This is a genomic window from Flavobacterium sp. Flavsp81, assembly GCF_059491325.1.
The window spans coordinates 3,478,907-3,503,012 of the sequence record NZ_CP168505.1 but is presented as its reverse complement, the minus strand read 5'-3'; the positions used below and the strand labels follow the sequence as shown (position 1 = coordinate 3,503,012).

The 24,106-nt window shown below is 33.7% G+C and carries 19 protein-coding genes; 13 read left to right on the top strand and 6 right to left on the bottom strand.

All coding sequences use genetic code 11. The features are described from left to right. The first annotated feature begins 180 nt into the window (after window positions 1-180). The 6 genes from mnmG to ACEN92_RS14570 all read left to right on the top strand — a co-directional run bounded on the left by mnmG (window position 181) and on the right by ACEN92_RS14570 (window position 7,621). A complete protein-coding gene (gene mnmG, locus ACEN92_RS14595) occupies window positions 181-2,052 on the top strand; it encodes a tRNA uridine-5-carboxymethylaminomethyl(34) synthesis enzyme MnmG (RefSeq protein ID WP_495639081.1) in 1,872 nt (623 codons plus the stop codon). Window positions 2,053-2,189: 137 nt separating this feature from the next. Then, window positions 2,190-2,654 (top strand): hypothetical protein, encoded by a 465-nt coding sequence (locus tag ACEN92_RS14590; protein WP_495639080.1) that lies wholly within the window; start codon window positions 2,190-2,192, stop codon window positions 2,652-2,654. A 95-nt stretch (window positions 2,655-2,749) separates the two neighbouring features. Next, complete coding sequence (locus tag ACEN92_RS14585) at window positions 2,750-3,598, top strand: class I SAM-dependent methyltransferase (protein WP_495639079.1); 849 nt, start codon at window positions 2,750-2,752, stop codon at window positions 3,596-3,598. 245 nt (window positions 3,599-3,843) lie between these two features. Then, complete coding sequence (locus ACEN92_RS14580) at window positions 3,844-4,425, top strand: OmpH/Skp family outer membrane protein (RefSeq protein ID WP_495639078.1); 582 nt, start codon at window positions 3,844-3,846, stop codon at window positions 4,423-4,425. 98 nt (window positions 4,426-4,523) lie between these two features. Further along, the gene (locus ACEN92_RS14575; RefSeq protein WP_495642353.1) at window positions 4,524-6,806 is read left to right on the top strand and encodes a helix-turn-helix domain-containing protein; all 2,283 of its coding nucleotides are present in this window, start codon (window positions 4,524-4,526) and stop codon (window positions 6,804-6,806) included. 53 nt (window positions 6,807-6,859) lie between these two features. Further along, the gene (locus ACEN92_RS14570) at window positions 6,860-7,621 is read left to right on the top strand and encodes a hypothetical protein (protein ID WP_495639077.1); all 762 of its coding nucleotides are present in this window, start codon (window positions 6,860-6,862) and stop codon (window positions 7,619-7,621) included. 34 nt (window positions 7,622-7,655) lie between these two features. Here the strand turns inward: ACEN92_RS14570 and ACEN92_RS14565 are convergent, their stop codons facing one another. Then, window positions 7,656-8,615, bottom strand: coding sequence for an HU domain-containing protein (locus ACEN92_RS14565; RefSeq protein ID WP_495639076.1), 960 nt, complete (start codon window positions 8,613-8,615; stop codon window positions 7,656-7,658). A gap of 241 nt (window positions 8,616-8,856) precedes the next feature. Here ACEN92_RS14565 and dprA point away from each other — a divergent pair, with 241 nt between their 5' ends. Next, window positions 8,857-9,957 carry a DNA-processing protein DprA gene (dprA, locus tag ACEN92_RS14560; RefSeq protein ID WP_495639075.1) on the top strand — a complete coding sequence of 367 codons (1,101 nt, stop codon included), beginning with the start codon at window positions 8,857-8,859 and terminating at the stop codon, window positions 9,955-9,957. A 273-nt stretch (window positions 9,958-10,230) separates the two neighbouring features. On the opposite strand, the gene trpS is transcribed toward dprA, so the two are convergent. Further along, on the bottom strand, window positions 10,231-11,205 hold the full coding sequence (gene trpS / locus ACEN92_RS14555) for a tryptophan--tRNA ligase (protein ID WP_495639074.1): 975 nt from the start codon (window positions 11,203-11,205) through the stop codon (window positions 10,231-10,233). A 136-nt stretch (window positions 11,206-11,341) separates the two neighbouring features. On the opposite strand from trpS, the gene ACEN92_RS14550 reads away from it, so the two are divergent. Further along, window positions 11,342-12,094: a lysophospholipid acyltransferase family protein gene (locus ACEN92_RS14550; RefSeq protein ID WP_495642352.1), complete on the top strand. Its 753-nt coding sequence runs from the start codon at window positions 11,342-11,344 to the stop codon at window positions 12,092-12,094. Window positions 12,095-12,577: 483 nt separating this feature from the next. Here ACEN92_RS14550 and recA read toward each other — a convergent pair whose 3' ends face one another. The 4 genes from recA to ACEN92_RS14530 form a co-directional block, all read right to left on the bottom strand. Further along, entirely contained in the window at window positions 12,578-13,585 is a 1,008-nt protein-coding gene (gene recA / locus ACEN92_RS14545) for a recombinase RecA (protein ID WP_495642351.1), read from the bottom strand. A 166-nt stretch (window positions 13,586-13,751) separates the two neighbouring features. After that, window positions 13,752-14,264 carry an acyl-CoA thioesterase gene (locus ACEN92_RS14540; RefSeq protein WP_495639073.1) on the bottom strand — a complete coding sequence of 171 codons (513 nt, stop codon included), beginning with the start codon at window positions 14,262-14,264 and terminating at the stop codon, window positions 13,752-13,754. 121 nt (window positions 14,265-14,385) lie between these two features. Then, on the bottom strand, window positions 14,386-14,769 hold the full coding sequence (locus ACEN92_RS14535) for a DoxX family protein (RefSeq protein WP_495639072.1): 384 nt from the start codon (window positions 14,767-14,769) through the stop codon (window positions 14,386-14,388). A gap of 7 nt (window positions 14,770-14,776) precedes the next feature. After that, window positions 14,777-15,925 carry a DNA polymerase III subunit gene (locus ACEN92_RS14530; RefSeq protein ID WP_495639071.1) on the bottom strand — a complete coding sequence of 383 codons (1,149 nt, stop codon included), beginning with the start codon at window positions 15,923-15,925 and terminating at the stop codon, window positions 14,777-14,779. Window positions 15,926-16,370: 445 nt separating this feature from the next. On the opposite strand from ACEN92_RS14530, the gene ACEN92_RS14525 reads away from it, so the two are divergent. The 5 genes from ACEN92_RS14525 (at window position 16,371) to ACEN92_RS14505 (ending at window position 23,985) form a co-directional block, all read left to right on the top strand. Next, the gene (locus ACEN92_RS14525) at window positions 16,371-16,823 is read left to right on the top strand and encodes a hypothetical protein (RefSeq protein WP_495639070.1); all 453 of its coding nucleotides are present in this window, start codon (window positions 16,371-16,373) and stop codon (window positions 16,821-16,823) included. Between the two features lie 196 nt (window positions 16,824-17,019). Continuing rightward, complete coding sequence (locus ACEN92_RS14520; RefSeq protein ID WP_495639069.1) at window positions 17,020-18,312, top strand: beta-helix domain-containing protein; 1,293 nt, start codon at window positions 17,020-17,022, stop codon at window positions 18,310-18,312. Window positions 18,313-18,411: 99 nt separating this feature from the next. Beyond that, window positions 18,412-18,831, top strand: a complete 420-nt coding sequence (locus tag ACEN92_RS14515; protein ID WP_495639068.1) for a hypothetical protein — start codon at window positions 18,412-18,414, stop codon at window positions 18,829-18,831. Then, window positions 18,828-20,294, top strand: a complete 1,467-nt coding sequence (gene sprC / locus ACEN92_RS14510; RefSeq protein ID WP_495639067.1) for a gliding motility protein SprC — start codon at window positions 18,828-18,830, stop codon at window positions 20,292-20,294. The genes ACEN92_RS14515 and sprC overlap by 4 nt, the downstream gene beginning before the upstream one ends. A gap of 1 nt (window position 20,295) precedes the next feature. Further along, window positions 20,296-23,985, top strand: coding sequence for a PorP/SprF family type IX secretion system membrane protein (locus ACEN92_RS14505; RefSeq protein WP_495639066.1), 3,690 nt, complete (start codon window positions 20,296-20,298; stop codon window positions 23,983-23,985). The last annotated feature ends 121 nt before the right edge of the window (window positions 23,986-24,106 follow it).

Here is a 24,106-nt window from a genome sequence, read left to right as displayed (position 1 = left end):
TTGAAATTAGATTTAAGTTTTAGTGAAGGTATTTAGAAATGTTTCACGTGGAACATTTAGTTGAATGAGTATCTAAAACTTGAAACTTGGAATTTTTTAATAGTTCCACGTGGAACAAAAGAATAAAGAAGTTAATTCTGAGAGCCGACTTAAACGGTTTCCCGGAGAATAAAAGATAAAATGTTTTTAGAAGAATATGATGTTATAGTGGTTGGTGCAGGTCATGCAGGATCTGAAGCCGCGGCAGCCGCCGCAAATTTAGGATCGAAAACCTTATTGGTTACTATGAGCCTGCAGAATATTGCACAGATGTCTTGCAATCCGGCGATGGGCGGAATTGCAAAAGGACAAATTGTGCGTGAAATTGATGCGCTTGGAGGATACTCAGGAATTGTTTCTGACCGAACTGCAATTCAATTTAAGATGTTGAATAAATCGAAAGGACCCGCAATGTGGTCGCCGAGAGTTCAAAGTGATCGAATGCGTTTTGCCGAAGAATGGCGAATGATGTTGGAGGGAACTCAAAATTTGGATTTCTACCAGGAGATGGTGAAAGGTTTGATTATCGAGAACGGAAAAATAAAAGGAATCAGAACTTCGTTGGGAGTAGAGATTCGATCGAAATCTGTTGTGTTGACAAACGGAACTTTTTTGAATGGTTTGATTCATATTGGAGAAAAACAATTTGGAGGAGGAAGAGCAGGTGAAAGTGCCGCAACCGGAATTACAGAAGATTTGGTGAAAGCAGGTTTTGAATCTGGAAGGATGAAAACAGGAACGCCTCCACGTGTGGATGGACGTTCTTTGGATTATTCGAAAATGAACGAAGAAAAAGGAGATGCAAAACCGGATAAGTTTTCTTATTCGGATTTAACCGTTCCATTGACGAATCAAAGATCTTGTCACATGACATACACTTCGGTGGATGTTCATGATATTTTGAGAGAAGGTTTTGATCGGTCGCCAATGTTCAACGGAAGAATCAAAAGCCTTGGACCAAGATATTGTCCTTCGATCGAAGATAAAATAAATCGTTTTGCTGATAAAGAGCGTCACCAACTTTTTGTAGAACCGGAAGGATGGAATACTTGTGAAGTTTATGTAAACGGATTTTCGACTTCATTGCCAGAAGATATTCAATTCAAAGCTTTGAGTTCTGTTGCCGGATTTGAAAAGGTAAAATTTTTTAGACCGGGTTATGCAATCGAATATGATTATTTTCCGCCAACGCAGTTAAAACATACTTTGGAAACGAAGTTAATTGAAGGTTTATATTTTGCCGGACAAATTAATGGAACAACAGGATATGAAGAAGCAGCTTCGCAAGGTTTGATGGCAGGAATAAATGCACATTTAAAAGTGCACGAAAAAGCACCTTTGATTTTAAAACGTGATGAAGCTTATATTGGAGTTTTAATTGATGACTTAATTACGAAAGGAACAGAAGAACCTTATCGTATGTTTACATCGAGAGCAGAATATAGAACGTTGTTGCGTCAGGATAATGCTGATTTCAGATTGACGCCAATGTCTCATGAAATTGGTCTTGCTTCTGAAGGTCGTTTACGCAGAATGGAAAAGAAATTAAACGAGTCTGAAAAGATGGTTGCTTTCTTTAAAGAAACAAGTGTTTCGGTTGCAGAAACGAATCCTATTTTAGAATCTAAAGGTACAGCTCCGATTACACAAGGAGATAAAATGTTCAAAGTTTTTTCCCGTCCGCAGATAGATCTGGAGGATATGATGAAATTTGAAAAAGTAAAAGAATATATCGAAGCGAATGATGTTGATCAGGAAATTTTGGAGCAAGCCGAAATCCAGGTCAAATATTCCGGTTATATAGAAAAGGAAAGAAACAACGCTGATAAACTGACTCGTTTAGAAGAAGTGAAAATTCCGGAAAATTTCGATTATAATAAAATCAAATCCATGTCGATTGAAGCAAAACAAAAATTGAGTAAAATTCGGCCTGTTACAATTTCTCAAGCATCAAGAATCAGTGGTGTTTCTCCTAGTGATATTTCAGTGTTGTTGATTTATATGGGCCGTTAGGAATTTTAGATTTCAGAATTTAGATTTCAGAATGTTGCACCGTTTAATTATGAATCTAAAATTACATTTGTTCCACGTGAAACAAATTGAAATGGAACTCTATTAATGTGTTTAATTAATTCTAAAATTTTCTTATTGTGAAAATTATTGAAAAAGAAATTCTATCATTAGAAGAAAAAGAAATTTTACGTGAAATTTGGAACAATGAATATCCTGCAAGATTGCATTTGAAAACTCTTGAAGATTTTGATTTGTATTTGAATGGACTTTCAAATATAAAACATTATTTGCTGTTTGATGATTCGAATCAAATTATTAGGTGGACATTTACTTTTTTAAGAGAAGGAGAAGATTGGTTTGCTATAATTCTGGACAGTAAAATTCAGGGAAAAGGAAATGGTTCTCTTTTGATCAATGAAATTAAAAAGAAAAATACGAGTTTGAATGGTTGGGTAATTGATCATGAAAATGAAGTAAAACAAAACAATGAGTTTTATAAATCTCCAATGCCGTTTTATATCAAAAATGGTTTTGCAGTTTTAGCAGAAACAAGAATTGAAAATGAAAAAATGTCTGCTGTAAAAATAAATTGGAAACGCTAATAAAAAATAAACATATAAAACAATAAACCCTAAAAGTGTAAATTTCGCTTTTAGGGTTTACTTTGAAATTAAACCAAAATACCAATAATTATAAAATGGACGTTTTAAACAAAAAACATTTTCTTACGGTTAAAGACCATTCAGTTTCTAAAGAAATTTTCGAATTGTATTATGATGAAAATCTGGATATGCTAATTACATCTCCTCAACCTGATTTAGAAAATTTAGGAAGATATTACGAAAGTGAAGATTATATTTCGCATACAGACAACAAACGTTCCTTATTTGAAAAAGCATATCATTTTGTAAAAAATATGGCACTGAAAAATAAACTGAATTTAATTAATTCTGAGCAATCTCAAAAAGGTAAAATTTTAGATATTGGTGCCGGAACCGGAGATTTTTTATTAACGGCAAAAAATGATGGCTGGGAAATTGTTGGAGTAGAACCAAGTGAAAGAGCAAAAGAAATTGCTATTAAAAAAGGTATTTCTTTTGTTGATGAAATCAGTGTTCTCGAAAATAATTCTTTTGACGTAATTACAATGTGGCATGTTTTGGAACACGTTCCGGATTTGGAGTTCCAAATTCAGGAATTGAAGCGTTTGCTAAAACCAACTGGAACATTAATTGTTGCGGTTCCAAATTTTAAATCGTACGATGCAAAACATTACAAAGAATTTTGGGCAGCTTTTGATGTGCCGATTCATTTTTGGCATTTCTCAAAAAAAGCCATTCAATCTCTTTTTGAAAAAGTGAATATGAAGTTGGAAAAAGTGCTTCCAATGAAATTTGATTCTTTTTATGTGAGTTTATTATCTGAAAAATACAAAACAGGTAAAATGAATTATATCAGCGCGTTTTTAGTTGGATTAAAGTCAAATTTAAAAGCAGGCCGTACAAAAGAGTATTCATCGCACATTTATGTCTTAAAAAACCACTAAAACGCAAAATAAGCCAATTTAAGCGATTTTTTAACTCTAACAAAGGTAGAATGTCCTTTTTTTTGAAAAATCAGCTCTAATAAAAGCTATGAAAGCCACTTTTAATAGTGATATCTTATCGTTGTTTTTTGATCGATAAATAAAAGTAATATCATAAAATTATAGCATTTTTTAAACTTTATGTTGATGCTATTTATTTTTTCATATTTTTGTCTTTCATACATAAAAAAATAGAAATTCAGAAAATGAAAAAAGCATTAGTAATTATCGCGCTTTCGGTTTTAGTTGTTTCATGTAATAAAACAGCAGAAGTTAAGGAAGTAAAAACAGCGTACGTTGATACTTCAGTTTTAATGAAAGAGTACACTGAAGCAAAAGATCTTGAGGCAAAATATAAAGCTCAGGCAGAAGAGAAAGGAAGACAACTACAAGCTGAAATTACTCGTTTTAAACAAGACGCTGCCAGTTTTCAAAGCCAGGCACAGGCAAATGGTCAGGCATGGGCACAGCAAAGAGGAGCTGAATTGCAAAAAAGGGAGCAGCAATTGGGTTATGCTCAACAAGCCCTGTCTCAACAATTGCAACAGGAAAGCGGAGTTGAAATGGATTCTCTTGTAAGTGGAGTTAAAAAATTCATCAAAACTTATGGTAAAGAAAAAGGGTACTCTTACATCTACGGTACTGGTGATGCAGCTTCCATTTTATATGCTGAAGACAAATATGATATCACAAAAGAAATTATTAAAGCTTTAAATGATAAATATAAAGCATCTCCAAAAACTGACGCTAAACCAGCGGCAAAAGAGGGTGAAGAAGCTAAAAAATAAAAACTAAACTAACTAAATTTTAAAAACCTAAATCTATCATGGATTTAGGTTTTTTCTTTTATGAAAATGCGATACTTTTAGATTTCAATACACGCCAAATGCAAAACGTTTCAGAAGCAGCAGCTTACACATTACAATTTATCAATCAGACACAGAAGTCAATCTTTCTTACGGGTAAGGCCGGAACGGGGAAAACTACGCTTTTACGTGAAATTATTGCCACAACGCATAAAAACACGGTAGTTGTTGCGCCAACGGGAATTGCGGCCTTAAATGCAGGAGGTGTTACTATTCATTCAATGTTTCAATTGCCTTTTTCTGCTTTTATTCCATCTTATGAGGCGAATCCTCAGTTTACAGAGACGGTTAAATTCGAAAATAAGGAAACATTACGAAGACATTTCAAAATGAATAACGTCAAGCGTAATGTAATCAGAAACATGGAATTACTGATTATTGATGAAGTAAGTATGTTACGTGCTGATTTACTCGATGCCATTGATTTTATGATGCAGACAGTCAGAAGAAATTCTAATGCTTTTGGAGGTGTTCAGGTACTTTTTATTGGAGATTTATTGCAACTGCCTCCTGTAATTCGTGATGAAGAATGGCGAACGTTGCGAAATTACTATAAAGGGAAATTCTTTTTTCATTCGCATGCAATACAGCAAAACCCGCCGTTATACATTGAATTATCTAAGATTTACCGCCAGACTGATGATGATTTTATTTCAGTTTTGAATAATCTCCGTAATAATCAGATTTCTCCTGAGGATATTCAGTTTTTAAATCAATATGTAAAGACGGATTTTGATTTAAAAAATTACCAGGGCTATATCACATTAACCACTCATAATGCCAAAGCAGATTCTATCAACGAGCAGTCAATAAATGATTTAGCCGGAAAAGAATATTCTTATTTGCCTTTTATAGTAGGCGATTTTCCGGAAAAAATTTTTCCGGTTGAAGAAAATCTAAAGCTGAAAGTTGGCGCACAGGTAATGTTCGTTAAAAATGATTTGTCTTTTGAAAAACGATATTTTAACGGAAAAATGGGTGTTATCAAGTCGCTTTCACCCGAAGAAATTTTTGTGCATTTCCCTGAAGAAAATAAAACGATCGAAGTAGAGAAGTATGAGTGGAAAAATATTCGTTACAAGGTAAACGAACTCACAAAAGACATAGAAGAAGAAGTTTTAGGGACTTTTGCACATTATCCAATCAAATTGGCTTGGGCAATTACAGTACATAAAAGCCAAGGGTTAACTTTTGATAAAGCTGCGCTCGATGTATCGCAAGTTTTTCTTCCCGGACAAGCATATGTTGCATTATCCCGTTTAAGATCTTTAAATGGGCTTATTTTGCTTTCTCCGATGCAGATGAATGGCATCTCTAACGATCAGGATGTTATGGATTATGCTTTGAACAAAGCTACCGAAGATGTTCTGAAGAAATCTTTGCACTTCGAAACAAAAAATTTTATTCATAACTATTTGATTAACAGTTTTAATTGGGCAGACTTGGCTCAGGAATGGAGAAATCATCGTTTTAGCTACAACGAAAATGCAGCAAATTCAGAAAAAACCAAACATGCGATTTGGGCACATAAGCGTTTAGAAATGATTGATCAGCTAACGGATCCCGCACAAAAATTTATTAATCAGCTAAATAAAATTTTTAATAGAGAAACTGTCGATTTGTTTTTTGTTCAGGAAAGGGTAGAGGCGGCTTATGACTATTTTTTCAAACCGATGGATAAATTGGTTCTGGATATTTTGCAAAAAATGGCTGAAATTCAGAAATTTAAAAAAGTAAAAGAATTTTATGAAGAATTAGCCTTTCTGGATGACTTGCAGACTAAAACTGTCTTGCGATTGATGAAAGCCAAATTATTGATTGAAATTGTCGTTGCCGGAGAAACCATCTGCAAAGAAAAACTGACTTCATCTGCTATTAAAAATTTCAAATCAAATAAGCTGGAAAAGATTCGTGAAGAGTTTAAAATGACCAATACAGACATTTTTCAACCAGAAGAACAAGTTATTCGGTATACTTCAAAAAAACTGGATAAAAACGAGCCAAAAGCTGCCAAAAAAACGACAGTTGAGGAAACATATGATTTATGGATCGAAAAGAATTCTGTTCAGGATATTGCCCGAATCCGAAAACTTACGGCACAAACTATAGAAATGCATCTGGTTAAATTAATTCAGGCTAAAAAAATCGAAATTTCTGATGTGCTGCCGTATGATAAAATATTGGCCCTGCGGGAAGCCTTTCAGTTTTATCAGGAAGAATCTCTGAATGGATTGAAAGAAAAACACGGAGATGAATTTACCTGGGATGAACTTAAAATGTTTAAAGCCAGTATAAATGATTAGCTTCGTGCCGAATGTTTCACGTAAAATACAGATTAATAATTAATTATATGAAAATGAAATCAAAAAGAATATATCTTTTTCTTCTGGTTTTTTCAGCAAATTTTGTTGTTGCTCAAGAATTGAAAAAAGAATATCAAAAAGGAATTATCTATTTTATTGATTGTGTAAAAAAAGATAAAAAAGAAGCTGTTGCTGAATTGGTTAAATATCCATTTAAGAGAGAATATCCGATTCCGGTAATTAAAAACAAGACAGAATTTATCAAAAGATATAATGAAATTTTTGATATTACGCTGAAGGATAAAATCATAAAATCTAATCCTGCCAAAGATTGGGAACAAGTCGGCTGGCGTGGTATTATGCTTAATAATGGCGACATCTGGATTGATGAAGATGGTCGTTTAATTGCTATTAATTACCAATCGAAATTGGAAAATGACCTGAAAGCAAAATTGATAAAAACGGAGCAAAATGATGTACATCCTTCTCTGGCTAAATTTGAAGAACCAGTTTGTGTTTTAGTTACATCTAAATTCAAAATTAGAATCGATGATTTAGGCAATGAAAATTACAGATACGCTTCCTGGTCCCAAAACCAGAAGATGAGTGAAAAACCTGATTTAGTTATAACTAATGGAGAGTTTGTTGCTGATGGAACAGGTGGTAATCACCATTATGATTTTAAAAGAGGACAATATCTTTATGAATGTTACATTGCACCTTTACGCGAAAAAGAAGCTTCTCCTGCAAGTTTAACTATTTATAATAAAAAGAAAGTAATACTTTCTCAGAATGCGAGGATAATTTCAGAATAAAAAAAACCTATTCGTAAGAATAGGTTTTTTAGTTTTATAATTTTTCAATTAAAATCCAGGCATCAGGATTTTCAGCTTTTTGAATTTCTCTTTGGGCATTTTCGGCTTCAGCCATAGTAGCATAACTTCCGTATAAAACCGGGAATAATCCGTGTTTGTTTTCTCCAAGCATTCGGGCTTCGTAACCATTTTTTATTAACTGATTATATGCTTTTTTTGCGTTTCTTTCGCTTCTATAAGCACCAGCAATTATATGGTAAGGCAACATCGATTTTTCATCCGTTTTTGACGTATCTACAGAAAGGGTAACTGCAGGCAAAGGATTTTGTATTAAAAATGTTGCTTCCTGAATTTTATTCTGTACTTTTTTCTGAACTGCACTTTCAACCATAAGGGTTTGTGCAGCAATTTGATTTTGATATAAAGGATAACCAATACTTGCGGTAATTCCTAACGCCAGAACAAATACAGCAGCATATTTTAAATACGAGTTTGAAGATTTCTTTTCTTCTTCTGGATATAATGCTATATTTTTTCCTTGTTCGATTGATTCGATTTTCTTTTCGAAAATTTCCCTTTTTACCAAAGGTGAAATAAACGGGCTTAATCCAAAAGAAGTTGACAGGTAATTGTTTTGATCAGTTGGAAAGAAAATTAGATTGTTGTCCTCATTCAAACCAATTTCACCAATATTTTTTAGATATACTATTCCGTTTTCTTCCAAAGTTTTTTTCCAGCTTAAAACCTCAAATGCTATTGCACTTACGGCAAATCCATAGGAAGTTTTCTCTGCATGAGCAATATGATTTGCCAGTAAACCATCATTGTTTTTGATTTGACTGTTAAAAGAGATCATTTTTTTAGGTGGAAAAAACGAATTTGCACTTTCATTAAGCTGTGCCGACTGAGTTTCGGACAAGAATGCTCCAAACCCGGGAACCGTTACACACTGATAACGATACAATAATTGCGAGATGTAAGTTTCGATTTTCATAGTAACAAAGTTATGCATCCAATATAGTTATCAAAATTTTATTCACAATTTTTATTAACAATTCACAAAATTTTATAGACAATTAGTTTTCAATAAGTTAATCATATTTGATATTTTTAAAATCAAAGCATACTATCTTTAAATTTTTATTTTTGAGAGAATTTACTTCTAATTCATATATTTGCCATTCTGCAACAATACCATTTTTAGAAATATTATCCTTTAAAAAATTATATACGCCATGTCAGAACAAGATTTATTTTACTTATTAGCCTTGCTTCGAGTGGAAGGTGTAGGAGATATTATGGCTAAGAAATTATTGGCAAATTTTGGCAGTGCCGAAGAAATTTTCAAGACCAAAACGAACCAGGTTGCTGCTATAGATGGTGTCGGCTCAGTATTATTAAAGAATTTAAAAGATAAAACGGTTTTTGAAAAGGCAAATCAGGAACTGGAATTCATAAATAAAAACAATATAAAAGTGTCTTTTTTTAAGGAGGAAAATTATCCTGAGCGCCTGAAACATTGTATTGATGCTCCTGTTTTAATTTTTTCTGCCGGGAATATTAATTTAGAAAACAAAAAAATAATCAGTATCGTAGGCACGCGGCAAATAACCTCATACGGAACAGAATTCTGTAAAAATTTAATTGAAGACCTGGCACCTCTTGATCCAATAATAGTTAGTGGTTTCGCATATGGTGTTGATATTGTGGCTCATCAGTTTGCAATGGAAAACAAACTGCAAACAATAGGAGTTTTGGCACATGGTTTAAATCAGATTTATCCAAAAGCACATAAAAAGTACATGTCGAAAATGGAAGAAAATGGTGGTTTTATAACCGAATTTTGGAGTTCAACCAATCCCGATAAGGAAAACTTTGTGCGCCGAAACAGAATAGTTGCCGGCATGGCCGAAGCTACCATCGTTATAGAGTCTGCAGATAGAGGAGGTTCGCTTATCACAGCCAATCTGGCAAACGATTACAATCGTGATGTTTTTGCCGTTCCCGGGCGCGTAACTGACAAATACAGTCAGGGATGTAATCAATTGATAAAAATCCAGAAAGCAAATGTATTAACCAGTGCCGCCGATTTGGTTTATATGCTCAATTGGGACATCGAAAATAAGTCTAAACCCGTACAAAAACAATTGTTTGTTGATTTAGAATCTGACGAACAAAAAATCTACGATTATCTGCTTAAAAACGGAAAAGAATTATTGGATATTATTGCACTGCAATGTGAATTCCCGATTTATAAAATCTCCGGAATACTATTGAATATGGAGCTTAAAGGTGTAATTCGGCCTCTGCCGGGAAAATTATTTGAAGCGATTTAAAAAGAATCTGTTATTTGAATATTTATGGTTTTCTTTTTTTAAAATGTCTGTACAATTTGTACAGTATAAATATTATAATTACCCAAAAAATGATATTGATAATCTGAAATAAATATGGCGGAATATCGTAATCTTCAATAAATTTATTCATCTTTTTAATTTTATCTATTTAGCAATAGTATTATTAAATCATTTAATATCATGAATTTACAAATAAAAACTAAAATATAAAAGCCTCTTGAAAACAAGAGGCTTGATGAATATTGTTTAAAATTAAATACCGAATCCGAGTTTTTCACGAACTTTTTGTAAAACAGGATTTGCGACATTTGCGGCTTTTTCAGCTCCCTTTTTCAGTAAATCATCAACTTCACCAAGATTGTTCATGTAGTAATTGTATTTTTCTCTTTCAGTTTTAAATTTTTCAGTAATTAATTCAAACAAAGCTTGTTTGGCATGACCATAACCGTAATTTCCGCCTAAATAATTAGCCCTCATTTCGGAAATTTGCGTTTCATTTGCCAATAATGAATAGATAGCAAATGCATTACATGTATCCGGATTTTTCGGTTCTTCAAGTGGTGTACTGTCAGTTTCAATACTCATTACCTGCTTGCGGAGCGTTTTATCATCCAGAAAAATATTGATAATATTATTGGCCGATTTACTCATTTTTCCACCATTAGTACCCGGAATCAACATACTGTCTTCCTGAATTTTAGCTTCAGGAATTACAAATGTTTCTCCCATTTGATGATTGAAACGTGAAGCGACATCGCGTGTGATTTCTAAATGCTGTAATTGGTCTTTACCAACGGGAACAAACTCGGCATCGTATAATAAAATATCAGCCGCCATTAACATTGGGTATGTAAAAAGACCTGCATTTACATCATCTAAACGATCTGATTTGTCTTTGAACGAATGTGCTAAAGTCAAGCGTTGAAAAGGAAAAAAGCAACTCAGATACCAGGTTAATTCTGCAGTTTGAGCTACATCAGATTGCCTGTAAAAAGTTACTTTATCAGGATTTAAACCACAAGCCAGCCATGCTGCTGCCGTGCTGTAGGTGTTTTCTCTTAATGTTTTACCATCTTTTATTTGTGTAATTGAATGTAAATCAGCAATAAACAAAAAAGATTCGTTCGCAGGATTATTTGATAATTCGATTGCAGGAATAATTGCTCCTAATAAATTGCCTAAGTGTGGTGTTCCGGTACTTTGAACGCCGGTAAGTATTTTTGCCATTCTATCGTTTTCTTAACCGCAAAGATTGCATGTTTTTATGTAAAATTTGTCGGTTTATTTCATATTTGTATTCTTTATGTTTCGCAAAGTTAATTCTTTTATGAAAATTCACCTCCGATTTCTTACATTTGAAGCTATGAAAGGAATAAAAATTATTTTTTGGGTTATTTGGCGCATTTGGTTTTATGTCTTAATGGCCATTCCGATATTGATTATGCTGCCATTTTTGTTGATTTCTATTATAACTGAAAGGGGCTATCCATATTTTTTTAAAATGGCTCGTATATGGGCAAAATTCATTCTCTTCGGGATGGGTTTTTATTATAGAATAGAACGTGAGCAAAAACTAGAAAAGGGTAAAAGTTATATGATTGTTGCTAACCATACATCAATGTCTGACATAATGCTGATGTTGGCTGTGGTTAGAAATCCATTTGTTTTTGTTGGAAAAAAGGAACTTTCGAAGATTCCTTTGTTTGGTTTTTTCTATAAACGTACCTGTATTTTGGTTGATAGAAATTCTTCGAAAAGTAAAAATGAAGTTTTTAAAAGAGCACAAAACCGCCTGAATCAAGGATTAAGTATTTGTATTTTTCCTGAAGGAGGGGTTCCCGATGATGAAACAATTTTGCTGGATGAATTTAAAGATGGGGCTTTTCGTTTGGCAATTGATCATCAAATCCCGATTGTTCCAATTGTTTTTGCTGATAATAAAGAACGATTTTCGTATACTTTTTTAAGTGGAAGTCCTGGAAAAATGCGAGTAAAAGTACTTTCTTTTATTGAAACCAAAGGACTGGAAGCAGAAAACAGAAAAGATCTTCGTGATCAAACCAGACAATTGATTTACAAAGGATTACTTAAATTTAAGAAAGCAAATCAGAATTAATAAATTCTATAAAAATCTAAACCCGGCATATGTTTAAAGACATGCCGGGTTTTCTTTTGAATTTAAAACCCCTTTTATATTCAAAATTTTATCGATGAATTATTTTTTCGGAAATAAATCGTAGTACTTTCTTAAACTTTAATTTGGTTTTTTTACGGTTTTTATTCAACAATCCTTCTATTTTTTCTTTCATGATTAAAAATATTAACAGTGATAATAAAGAGTTGTTTTCAAACTCAAGTTAATGTACAATATGATAGAGTATTAAAAATGAAAAAGGTTGCGTAAGAATTAAAAAATTCTTGATAAACAATAAAAACGTCGGCAAAAACCAACTGTTTGCTTGTGCCTTAATTTATAAGATGAGGTTATTTCAAAAAGGTTGCGTTAAAAATGGATTTTTTTTAAAAAAATAAACCCCGACAAGTTTCAAAAACTTGGCGGGGTTGGAAAATATGATAGCTTAGTCTAAGATTTTAAGTTTTAAGCGTTAGCTAATTCCTTAATATGTGCTTTAATTTTTGCTTCAAGTTCATCAGCTAATTCAGGATTGTCTTTAATTAGTGATTTTACTGCATCACGTCCTTGTCCTAATTTTGTTTCACCATAACTAAACCATGATCCTGCTTTTTTAACAATCTCAAATTCAACAGCTAAATCTAAAATTTCTCCGGTCTTAGAAACTCCTTCACCATACATAATATCAAATTCAGCAGTTTTAAAAGGTGGAGCTACTTTGTTTTTTACCACTTTTACTTTGGTTCTGTTTCCGATAACATTCTCTCCATCTTTAATTTGAGATGAACGACGAATATCTAAACGTACAGAAGCGTAGAATTTTAAGGCATTACCACCCGTTGTCGTTTCCGGATTTCCAAACATTACACCTATTTTCTCTCTCAGCTGATTGATAAAGAAAACTGTACAATTTGTTTTACTGATCGTTCCTGTTAATTTTCTTAAAGCCTGAGACATCAAACGTGCATGAAGACCCATTTTAGAATCACCCATTTCACCTTCGATTTCACTTTTTGGAGTTAAAGCTGCAACAGAGTCAATTACTACAATATCAATTGCACCTGAGCGAATTAAATTTTCAGCAATTTCTAAAGCCTGTTCCCCATTGTCTGGTTGAGAAATAATTAAATTTTCGATATCTACGCCTAATTTTTCAGCATAGTTTCTGTCAAAAGCATGTTCGGCATCTATAAAAGCAGCAATTCCACCCGCTTTTTGAGCTTCAGCAATAGCGTGTAATGTTAATGTCGTTTTACCAGAAGATTCCGGTCCGTATATTTCAATAATTCTCCCTTTTGGGTAACCGTTTACTCCAAGAGCTAAATCAACACCAAGAGAACCTGAAGAAATTGTTTCAACTTCTACGATGGCTTTGTCGCCCATTTTCATTACGGTTCCTTTTCCGTAAGTTTTATCTAGTTTGTCAAGCGTAAGTTGTAGCGCTTTTAATTTGGCATCTTTTTCTGAACTCATCTTTTCTTTTTCTTTCATCTAAATTTTTATAATTTTTTCTTTTTCTAAAACAAACCGGAAAATTAAATAACTTCCTGATTTAGATTTGTATGGGCTTGTATTTTTGTAAAAATACTTCTTTTTTTTCAAGTAGCAATCAAATTATGCATCTTAAAAAGTAAGATTTTTAAGATATAAACAAAGCTTTTAATTCTGTTGCTTCTTCGGGTTTTATCTTTCCGGCCAATAATAAACTTAATTGTTTGCGACGTAATGCGGCATCAAAACGTTGTATTTCAAGTTCCGTTTCAGGTGCAATTGGTGGTACTTCAACTGGTCTTCCAGTATCATCAACAGCAACAAAAGTATAAATGGCCTCATTAGCTTTCGTTCTGCTTCCGGATTCGCGGTCCTCTACCCAGACATCAATAAAAACTTCCATAGAACTTTTAAAAGATCGTGAGACTTTTGCTTCAACAGTAACAACACTTCCAAGAGAAATTGCTCTGTTAAAAGCGACATGGTTTACAGAAGCCGTAACTACAATTCGGCGTGAATGTCTTCGAGCTGCTATACTTGCTGCACGATCCATTCTGGCTAATAATTCGCCGCCAAAAAGGTTATTCAAAGGATTTGTTTCACTTGGTAAAACTAAATCGGTTAAAATGGTCAGAGATTCTGAAGGATGTTTTGGATTCATTTTTCTTGATAAAAATTTATTTTTTTACCACAGATTTCACTAATTAAACAGATTATAGAAACTAAAAAAATCCTTAAAAACAGTGAAATCTGTGGCTTGTTTTTTAAATAATTGTGACCGCTTAATTCAACCAATAAACAGCCATGACGGCAGGAATAAAATATATAACAATAGTTCTGGCACCATCATAATCTTTGGCTAATCGCTGACCAAAAAGCATCATTAACAAACAAATACAAGAAAATACAGCACCATAAAAGCCAAATTCACGGTCACTGTTAAACAGTAGTTGAATTGCGCCTACAACGCATAAAATTCCGGAAATTAATTCTAAAATTAAAAGACAAAGCAGGGCAAGCGGCACTTGGTTTTTTAGAATTGTTTTGGCAAAATGTTCTTTGAGCCAGGAAACATTATCTTTCCAGTAAAAAATTTTCTCATAACCTGATTGTAAAAACGTTATGGCTAAAAAAGCTAAAAGCAAAATTGAAGCAACATTATTCATTTTTAAACTATTTTTTATGAATTAAACGTGTGAGTTTTATGGATAAATCTGTCAATATTATTTTTGCATTTCCATTTCTTTCAATGTGGTACATAGCATCAGAAAGTTCCTTGAAAATATCATGGATATTGTTGCCATTCACGAAAGGGGCAAAATTTTCCAATTTGAATTTATCGACTTTTGGTTCAATGTATACTAAAGCGGGTGCCTGATAATTTAATAAAAGTGCCTGTCGGAACATTTCAATACAAAACTGAATAAATTTTTTCTGGCTTTCACGGCCAAGTGCTGCAATTTCTTCACTCCAGGAAATCAAATCCTGAATGGCAGCTGCATTTCCTTTAGCTCTGAAAGCTGCGCGGACCCAATTGACAAACCATTGTTCGAAAGGATATTCTGAATCGTCTTCTTTTAATAAAGAAAGTGCTTTATTAAAATTCCCCTGTGCCTGATGTGCAATTTTTTTTGCTAAGTTAGAATCTATATTTTCTTGAGAAACTAGTGCTTCTGCAATTACTTTTTCCGGTAATCCGTTAAAATGAATTACCTGACAACGTGAGCGTATGGTTTGTATGATGTCTTCTTCATTTTCAGAAATCAATATAAAAATAGTTTTATTTGAGGGTTCTTCTAAAAGCTTTAATAATTTATTTGATGCGGCAATATTCATTTTGTCAGCCATCCAGATAATCATGATTTTATAACCGCCTTCATAAGATTTTAAAGAAAGGGATTTTAAAACTTCTTGTGCATCTTCGACCCTGATTTCGCCTTGTTTGTTTTGAACGCCTAAAATTTTATACCAGTCGAATAAACCTCCATAAGGCATTTCCTGAATAAATGTTCGCCAATCCTGAATAAAGTCTAAACTTTTTGGTTTGGTTTTAACATCCTCAGTGGTTACTGTTGGATAAATAAAATGTAAATCGGGATGTGAGAGATTTTGAAATTTTAAATTGCACGAGTCATTTCCATTTATGTTTTCATTACCGCTATTGTTGCACAAAATATATTGTGAATAGGCAATAGCGGTTGATAATGTACCACTTCCTTCAGGCCCAATGAACAATTGAGCATGCGGAATTCTTCCCGAAGCTGCACTTTTTATCAAGTGACTTTTGATGTAATCCTGACCTAAAATTTGTGAAAATTGCATGAAGCAAAGATATAAGAAAATGAGTGAGTCAAAAACACTATTATAAACTTTAATTATCTGCCTTTATTTTTTAAAAAAATTGCAAACTTAAATTTAAATTGTTTGTTATTTGTTTCGCAACTTTTATCAACATTGAGATTGTTTCCCGAAGATATTAAGAATTTTTTGTTAATAGTTTTTTAATAATTTGCTCAAAAGCAAGTTTTTTTTAGTTATCATATGGACGAATTGTTGACTTTTCTGTTAAAAAGAAAATAAAAATCCTACAGAAATAATTTTAATGAATTAAAAAAAACTGCTTTGAAACCTACTGTTATTCAGGCTTCAATCTTTTTTTTAAGTTTTTTTTAAGTTTTTTTTTCAAAAAAAAAAATATTAAAGTTGCAGATTAACTTAATTTATATATTTTTGTTTTCATCAACAACAAACTTTTTAATAAGAATATATGAAAGGGAAAATTATTTTTTTAAGCGTATTTTTTTTACTGACCACAGGGGCAATTATAGCCCAAGCTAAGAATGCTCCTCGAAGTATCATTAGTACTACAGCTCTTATTCGTAAATATCACGATCAAAAAGAATTGAGTGGAATGCAAAAAGGAGAATTATTAGAGTTATATATCGAGCGTATTAAAGTATTGGTTAAAACCCTGCCTTATATTGCCCTGGTTACTAAACCAGGTGTTACTATGGCTGACTTAGGTATTCCAGACGATAATGAGCATAAAAAAGCCTTAGATAATCAAGCTATAGGGACTACAGCATTCTTAGATACTACTGTTGATTTTCAAAGAAAAATGATGCCTTATTCAGACAAGGCAAATTTAATAGCAGCAATTTTATTTTACGAAGGAACATTGAAATCTTTACATGAGTTCAACGAATTGAATGAAATGTAATTTTAGATATTTTTAAAACCTTTTTAAAATGTTTACATATATGGATTAAATTTCTGTTAACATTTAAAAAGGTTTTAAAAAATAACTCGTTCGATGTCTTCTGATTTTTTTAGAAGCACGGAATGAGTTTTTTCATTTATGCATGCCCAAATTTACGCATACCCAAATTTATTATTAACCCTAATACCCCCTTATCATGAAAAAATTTACTCAGATCATCTGCATTCTTTTGACAGTTACCAGTATGAGTGCTCAACAAGAGAAAGGAATTATGGGCTACAACAATTGGTTGAATAACTGGACCGAATTTAAGCCTAACAAAGTTGAATATGGAGAAGCTAACCAAATTTTAGCCGGAAATATTTCTACAAATACAAAACTGCTTAAGAAGAATATTTATGTTTTGCAGGGTAATGTATACGTAACCAATAACGCTGTTTTAACGATTGAGCCGGGAACATTAATCATTGGTGATTTCGAAACAAAAGGGACATTAGTAGTTACTAAAGGTGCATCAATTATTGCTGATGGTTTAGAGACAGATCCTATTGTATTTACTTCAAACCGCAGCCAGAAAAAAGCTGGTGACTGGGGAGGTGTTGTAATTCTTAGTGATGCTCCAATTAATAAATTTGGTAACGTTGGATCTTATAATTTAGATCTTGACCCTACCCTTACTACTTACGGAGGTGATAATCCTGCAGCAAATTCAGGAATTTTAAGATTTGTCAGAATAGAATTCGCTGGTAAAAAAGTAAAAGGGGCCGGGACTTTCAATGGATTGACCCTTGCTGGTGTTGGAAATAAAACAATTTTAGATAATATAATGGTTAGCTATTCTGCAGGAGATTCATTTGGATTTTTTGGAGGAGATGTTAATGCAACAAAATTGGTTTCTTATAAATCTATCAATGATGATTTTAAATTTACTCAGGGAATACAATGCCGTTTGCATAATTCTCTAGCTGTAAGATCTTCTTATTTATCAAGTAATAAAGATGGATCCCGTTGTTTAGAAGTTGCATCTTACGAGAAAAAAAGCGAAACAGATTTTACTAAAAAACAAACGTTAGTTATTGCATCAAATATTACAATGCTTAACGACAGCGAAAATATTAATGCTGATATTCAGTCAGGTTTAGTAAAAGAAGCAATTTATATTGCAGAAAATGCTTCACTTGAAATAAAACGCAGTGTAATTTCAGGATTTAATCCAGCCGTTTTACTGGATAGTAAAACAGAAATTAATGATGCCAATCTTAAGAAAATTAAATTTGAAGAAATGTATTTCAATTTATGTAAAGGAAACATCTTTACAGAATTCAATTCTAATAATGAAGATTTAGAGAGTTGGTATGGCAATAGCGTGTTTTTTAACGTATATTCTCAAAGTGATAACAAAGAAACATTTATAGATATTTTTAATCCGAAAAAGCCAGATTTCAGACTTCAATTAGGAAAAATTACTGCATCAAGCGGTAATAGATAAATAATTTAGATTTTTATTTCAAAGCGTAAATTTATTAATAAAGTCCCCAGACAATTTATGTATACGTCTTAGACAGGACTCAAATAAAGATCAAATAAAATGGCCCCAACTATTAAAAAGTATTCTATTTATACAATATTTTTGGTTTTCCCTTTATCATTAAGTTTATTTGCTCAAAGTAAAATTGAAAAACCTATAAATTCAATTATTGCTATTGATCAGGTATTAATGGTGAACAATCTTAACCAATCATTGGCACCTACGCCTGCAATTAATTTAGATAATTCTAAACAGTTTATAGTAGAGCTATCCATCCCCAAGGATAGCTTTGCTGTAGTCACTGCCGGAATTGATAGATCGAAACCTAACGTATCATCAGATAAAAGATCAAAAAATATCGCAACGTATTCTGCGCTTGCTAAAGATATTATTGAGAATTATAAATATGATTTTTCTGAAACGTTTATTGATATTTTGTTTTTTGAAGATATAGACTTAGCCAGAATTCGTACTATATGAGGAAAAAAACTACTCTTTCTCTCCTAATAAATTTTTCACTTTTTTTAGGAGTATTTTTATTTACAGTTTCCAAATCTTCTGCACAGGCAATAGCACCAAATAATTTGGATGTTATAAATATTTGTGCTGGTGATATTGTTGGAGGAGCTCCTTTTAATGAGTATTTTGTAAGTTTTTTCTATAATAATTTTCCCGCTGATGTTGCTTTTGATGTAGAATTAACTGATGAGAATGGAGTTTTTTTGACTTCCCCTATTCTTGCTACAAAATTGGAAGTAACCAATCAGTCTGCTACGCAACAAACAATAAAATTTGCTATTCCTGTTGGAATAAAAGGATCAGATAATTATAGTTTAAGAATTAAGAGTAACAAAACAGTTAACAGCCAAAGATTGAAAAATTTTCTTGGTGTTACTTCTTTTACCATTTATTATAAAGACTATGTAAAAGCATTTTCAATTAATAATCAAATTGCCAACGCTACTATTTGTTCCGGAGGGAGTTTAACGCTTTCTGTCGATAACCCTACTCCGGCTACCACTAATTCATCTCCGGCAAATTATCCTAATATTAAATATAAATGGTATAAAAACGATGTAATAATTGCAGGACAAAGTGGTAAAGAGTTAACCATAAATTCTGCAGGTAGCTATTATGCAGAATTAGATTACGGACAGTGTTCTGACGTTAATTTTGGCTCAAATCGTGTTACGGTTACAAGTTCTTCCGGATCTGGTTCAGTAACTATTAATTCAAGTTTAGGAAATCCTTTTTGTTCAAATGGAGGGAACACTGTTTTAACAGCAACTTCCGGAAATAGTTATGTATGGAGAAAAGATGGTGATGTAATATCCGGTGTAACCGGCCGCACATATAGCACTAATGAATCCGGCGTTTATACTGTTGATGTTGACTTTGGAGGATGTAAAGCTTCAGGAAGTATCGATTTGAAGAGTAATAGTTTTGATGCTAGTATTGATGCTCCAGACGATTATCAACTTCAAGAAGGTGAAACATTAAGCGTATCTGTAACAACTGATGCTACAAATCCTACTTTTGAATGGTATTTAAATAACAATCTAATTTCCGGCGCTACAACAGATACTTATTTGGTAGCCGTGCGAGGTAAATATAAAGTTAAAATTTCTCAATCTTCCGGCTGTATAAATACAAAGGAATTTGAATTTAACATTTTAGGCCCACAAGGTGATGCAACGGTTATCCCGAATGTTATTAAGTTGAGTGGTTTGAATCCATACTGGAATATTCCCGATATATATATAAATGAGACCACTAAGGTAATCATTATAAGTTCTAATGGAGATAAGGTTCTGGACGTTGTCAATTATCAAAATGATTGGCCGCAAACCGAAATAGATTTTAAAAATGTAAATCCGGTATATTACTATGTCATTCAAGGCGATGCAGGTGAAAAAAAAGGGTCAATAACGGTGATAAAATAATATGAGGAAATTTTTACTATTCTTAACTTTATTTTACGGTTCAATACAATTACTCTATTCTCAGGATACAAATGAGAATGGAGTTGTTTCGTTTTCGTTACCTATTAGGAATTCTTTAAAGTTTAACAGATATTTGATTAACCCTACATTTAGTTTTGTTAGGGAACAAAATCCATACGTAAGTTTTTATAATAAAAGACAATGGATTCAATTTGATGATGCACCAAATACCTATTTATTTAATTATTCAGGTCGTTTAAGAGAAGACGATGCTTATGCAATTGGGTTATTTCAACAAAATTACGGTTTAATGACTGTTTTTGGCGGAGTTGTCAATTTTGCTCATAACATTGTTTTGCAGGAAGACAGTAATTTGACTTTTGGTCTAAATGTTGGAGCTTATAAAAGTGGATTAAACAAAGGAAAAATTATATCCGATGATACCACTATAGGAAGTGATTTCCCTGCTTATACACTTCTTACTGTAAATCCAGGAATCAATTACGGAACAGCTTTTCTTGATTTCGGAGTATCAATGAATAATTTGGTACTATATAATTTTGGTTCCGGAATGGTAAAAGATGATCCTGAAAAGGGCATTGAATTGCATGCAATGTATACAGGATACATTGATAGTTACGGATTTCTTAATGAAAGTAAATTTTCAGGAATTGTAAAAACAGAAATTAAAAAGGATAATACTATAATTTCAGGTCTTGCTGTGCTTACCATTCCACAAGGAGTATGGGCGCAAGCAGGTTATAATACTTTATATGGGGTTTCAGGAGGTTTTGGCCTTAATATTACCCCTAGCATTGCAATCGAATATAATTACGAAAGAGGATTCGGGAATTTTACCAATCTTGGTGCCTCCCATGAGTTTACTATTGCATATAAATTTAAAAATACAAATTACTATTATGGTGATGATGATGAAGGTTCTTTAATAGATACTTCCAAACCAAAACCAGTAATGGCAAAAAAATCAACTGGACCAATTACGAGAGTAGATGGTGCGACAAAAGTAAAATTAGCGGCAGAAGCTAAAGCCAAAGCTGATGCAGAAGCATTACAAGCAAGGTTGGCAGCAGCAGAAAAAGTTAAGGCAGATGCAGAAGCTGCGAAAGCGAAATTGGCAGCTGACGCAAAAGCAAAGGCTGATGCAGAAGCACTAAAAATTAAATTGGCCGCTGATTCCAGGGTAAAAACAGATGCTGAGATAACTAAAGAAAAGTTAATAGCTGATGCAAAAGCAAAAGCTGATGCAGAAGAAGCAAAACGTAAAGCTGAAGCTAAAGCTAAAACTGAAGCGGCAGATTTACAATCTATTATAGCTGCTGATGCCAAAGCTAAAGCAGATTCGGATGCCCTACAAGCAAGGCTGGCTGCTGAAGCTAAAGCGAAAGCTGCAGCTGCAGCTAAAACTAAAGCAGCAACTGATGCAGCAAATAAAGCAAAAGCAGCAGCAGCTGTTAAAGAAAGAGCAGCAGCATTAGCAGCAGAAAAAGAAAGATTAGCCGCAGAAGCAAAAGTTAAAGCCGATGCAGAAGCAAGACAAGCAAGAATTGCTGCCGAAGCTAAAGCGAAAGCTGATGCAGAAGCACTACAAGTTAAACTGGCTGCAGATGCCAAAGCGAAAGCCGATGCAGAAGCGCTTCAGGCTAAACTAGCTGCTGAAGCAAAGATTAAAGCTGATGCAGCAGCATTACAGGCAAAACTGGTTGCAGATGCCAAAGCGAAAGCCGATGCAGAAGCCCTTCAGGCAAAACTGGCAGCAGATGCTAAAGCGAAAGCCGATGCAGAAGCCCTTCAGGCAAAACTTGCAGCAGATGCCAAAGCAAAAGCCGATGCAGAAGCATTACAGGCAAAACTAGTTGCAGATGCTAAAGCGAAAGCCGATGCGGAAGCTCTTCAGGCAAAACTGGCAGCAGACGCTAAAGCGAAAGCCGATGCGGAAGCCCTTCAGGCAAAACTGGCAGCTGATGCGAAAGCTAAAGCTGATATGGAAGCATTACAGGCAAAATTAATTGCCGATGCTAAAGTTAAAGCTGATGCAGAAGCTACAAATAAGGCAAAAGCAGAAGCAGAAGCAAAACAATTGAAATTGGCTGAGGAAGCTAAAGCTAAATTAGCAGCAGATGCTAAAGCGAAAGCCGATGCGGAAGCTCTTAAAGCAAAACTTGCAGCAGACGCTAAAGCGAAAGCTGATGCAGAAGCCCTTCAGGCAAAACTGGCAGCAGACGCTAAAGCAAAAGCCGATGCGGAAGCCCTTCAGGCAAAACTGGCAGCAGACGCTAAAGCGAAAGCCGATGCGGAAGCCCTTCAGGCAAAACTGGCAGCAGACGCTAAAGCGAAAGCCGATGCGGAAGCCCTTCAGGCAAAACTGGCAGCAGACGCTAAAGCGAAAGCTGATGCAGAAGCCCTTCAGGCAAAACTGGCAGCAGACGCTAAAGCGAAAGCTGATGCAGAAGCCCTTCAGGCAAAACTGGCAGCAGACGCTAAAGCGAAAGCTGATGCAGAAGCCCTTCAGGCAAAACTTGCAGCAGACGCTAAAGCAAAAGCCGATGCGGAAGCTCTTCAGGCAAAACTGGCAGCAGACGCTAAAGCGAAAGCTGATGCAGAAGCCCTTCAGGCAAAACTGGCAGCAGACGCCAAAACGAAAGCTGATGCGGAAGCTCTTCAGGCAAAACTGGCTGCAGATGCTAAAGCTAAAGCTGATGCAGAAGCCCTTCAGGCGAAACTGGCAGCTGACGCTAAAGCAAAAGCCGATGCGGAAGCCCTTCAGGCGAAACTTGCAGCAGATGCACTAGCAGCAGCTACAAAAGATGAAAGTGCGAAAGAGATTGATAATTTAACCCAATCCATTGAAAGTTCAGGCAAAACACAATCAGATTTAATCGCTCAATTCAATAAAACAGTTGCCAATAAGCAAAAAGATTTGAATGATTTGAAAGAAGAAAACGATTTAAGTGAAAAAGGAATCTATAAAGAACCAAAACCTTTCAAGAGTGTTGCCGCTGAGAATAGTCAGATAGAATCATTGAAAGCACAAATAGCCGACGCCAATAAAGCTCAAAAAGATGCTATTGCTAATTTGACTAACCTATATAACGAAAGACTTAAAAAAGTTCCGAATAAAAATGATGCTTTGAATAAAGCTTATTTAGAGAAAATTAATCAATTGAAAGCGGCACAATTGAGAGCCGAACAAGATAATATTACCTTAATCTCTAATTTAGAACGTATTAAAACGGAAACAGAGATTGAGAAAAAACGTAGAATTAAACGTGCAGCATATGAAAATGATCAGGGAAGATATGCACAGGATGTTGCCGCTCTTAAACGTATAAAAGAAACAACAAAATTAAGTAGTAAACCATTAACAGAAAGTGATTTTGATTTTGGTGAAGACCAGTCAAATATGCAAATTATTAAGAATATTAAAAATTCTGAGAGTGGTTATTATCTAATTATTGCAGTTCACAGCAGTGTTGAAAAACGAGACGAATTTTTAACTAAAGCTGTTGCTGCAGGGCGCTCAGATGTTAATTTCTTTTATAATGTAACAACAAGTAAATATTATATTTATTACGAAAAATTTGAAGGCTTAGCAGAAGCAACGAAAGCCTTAGAAGCAAAAGGGAATAAACCATACAATAGCAAAATGGCTATCGTAAAAGTGGAGAACTAATAAGGAATATTGAATAATAAATATGAATGGCACTTTCTTTTTTTAAGAAAGCATATTAAAAGTAAAAAGAATAAAAATAAGATTACATATTGTTTTTTGAATGCCCCTTCAAAAAATGATT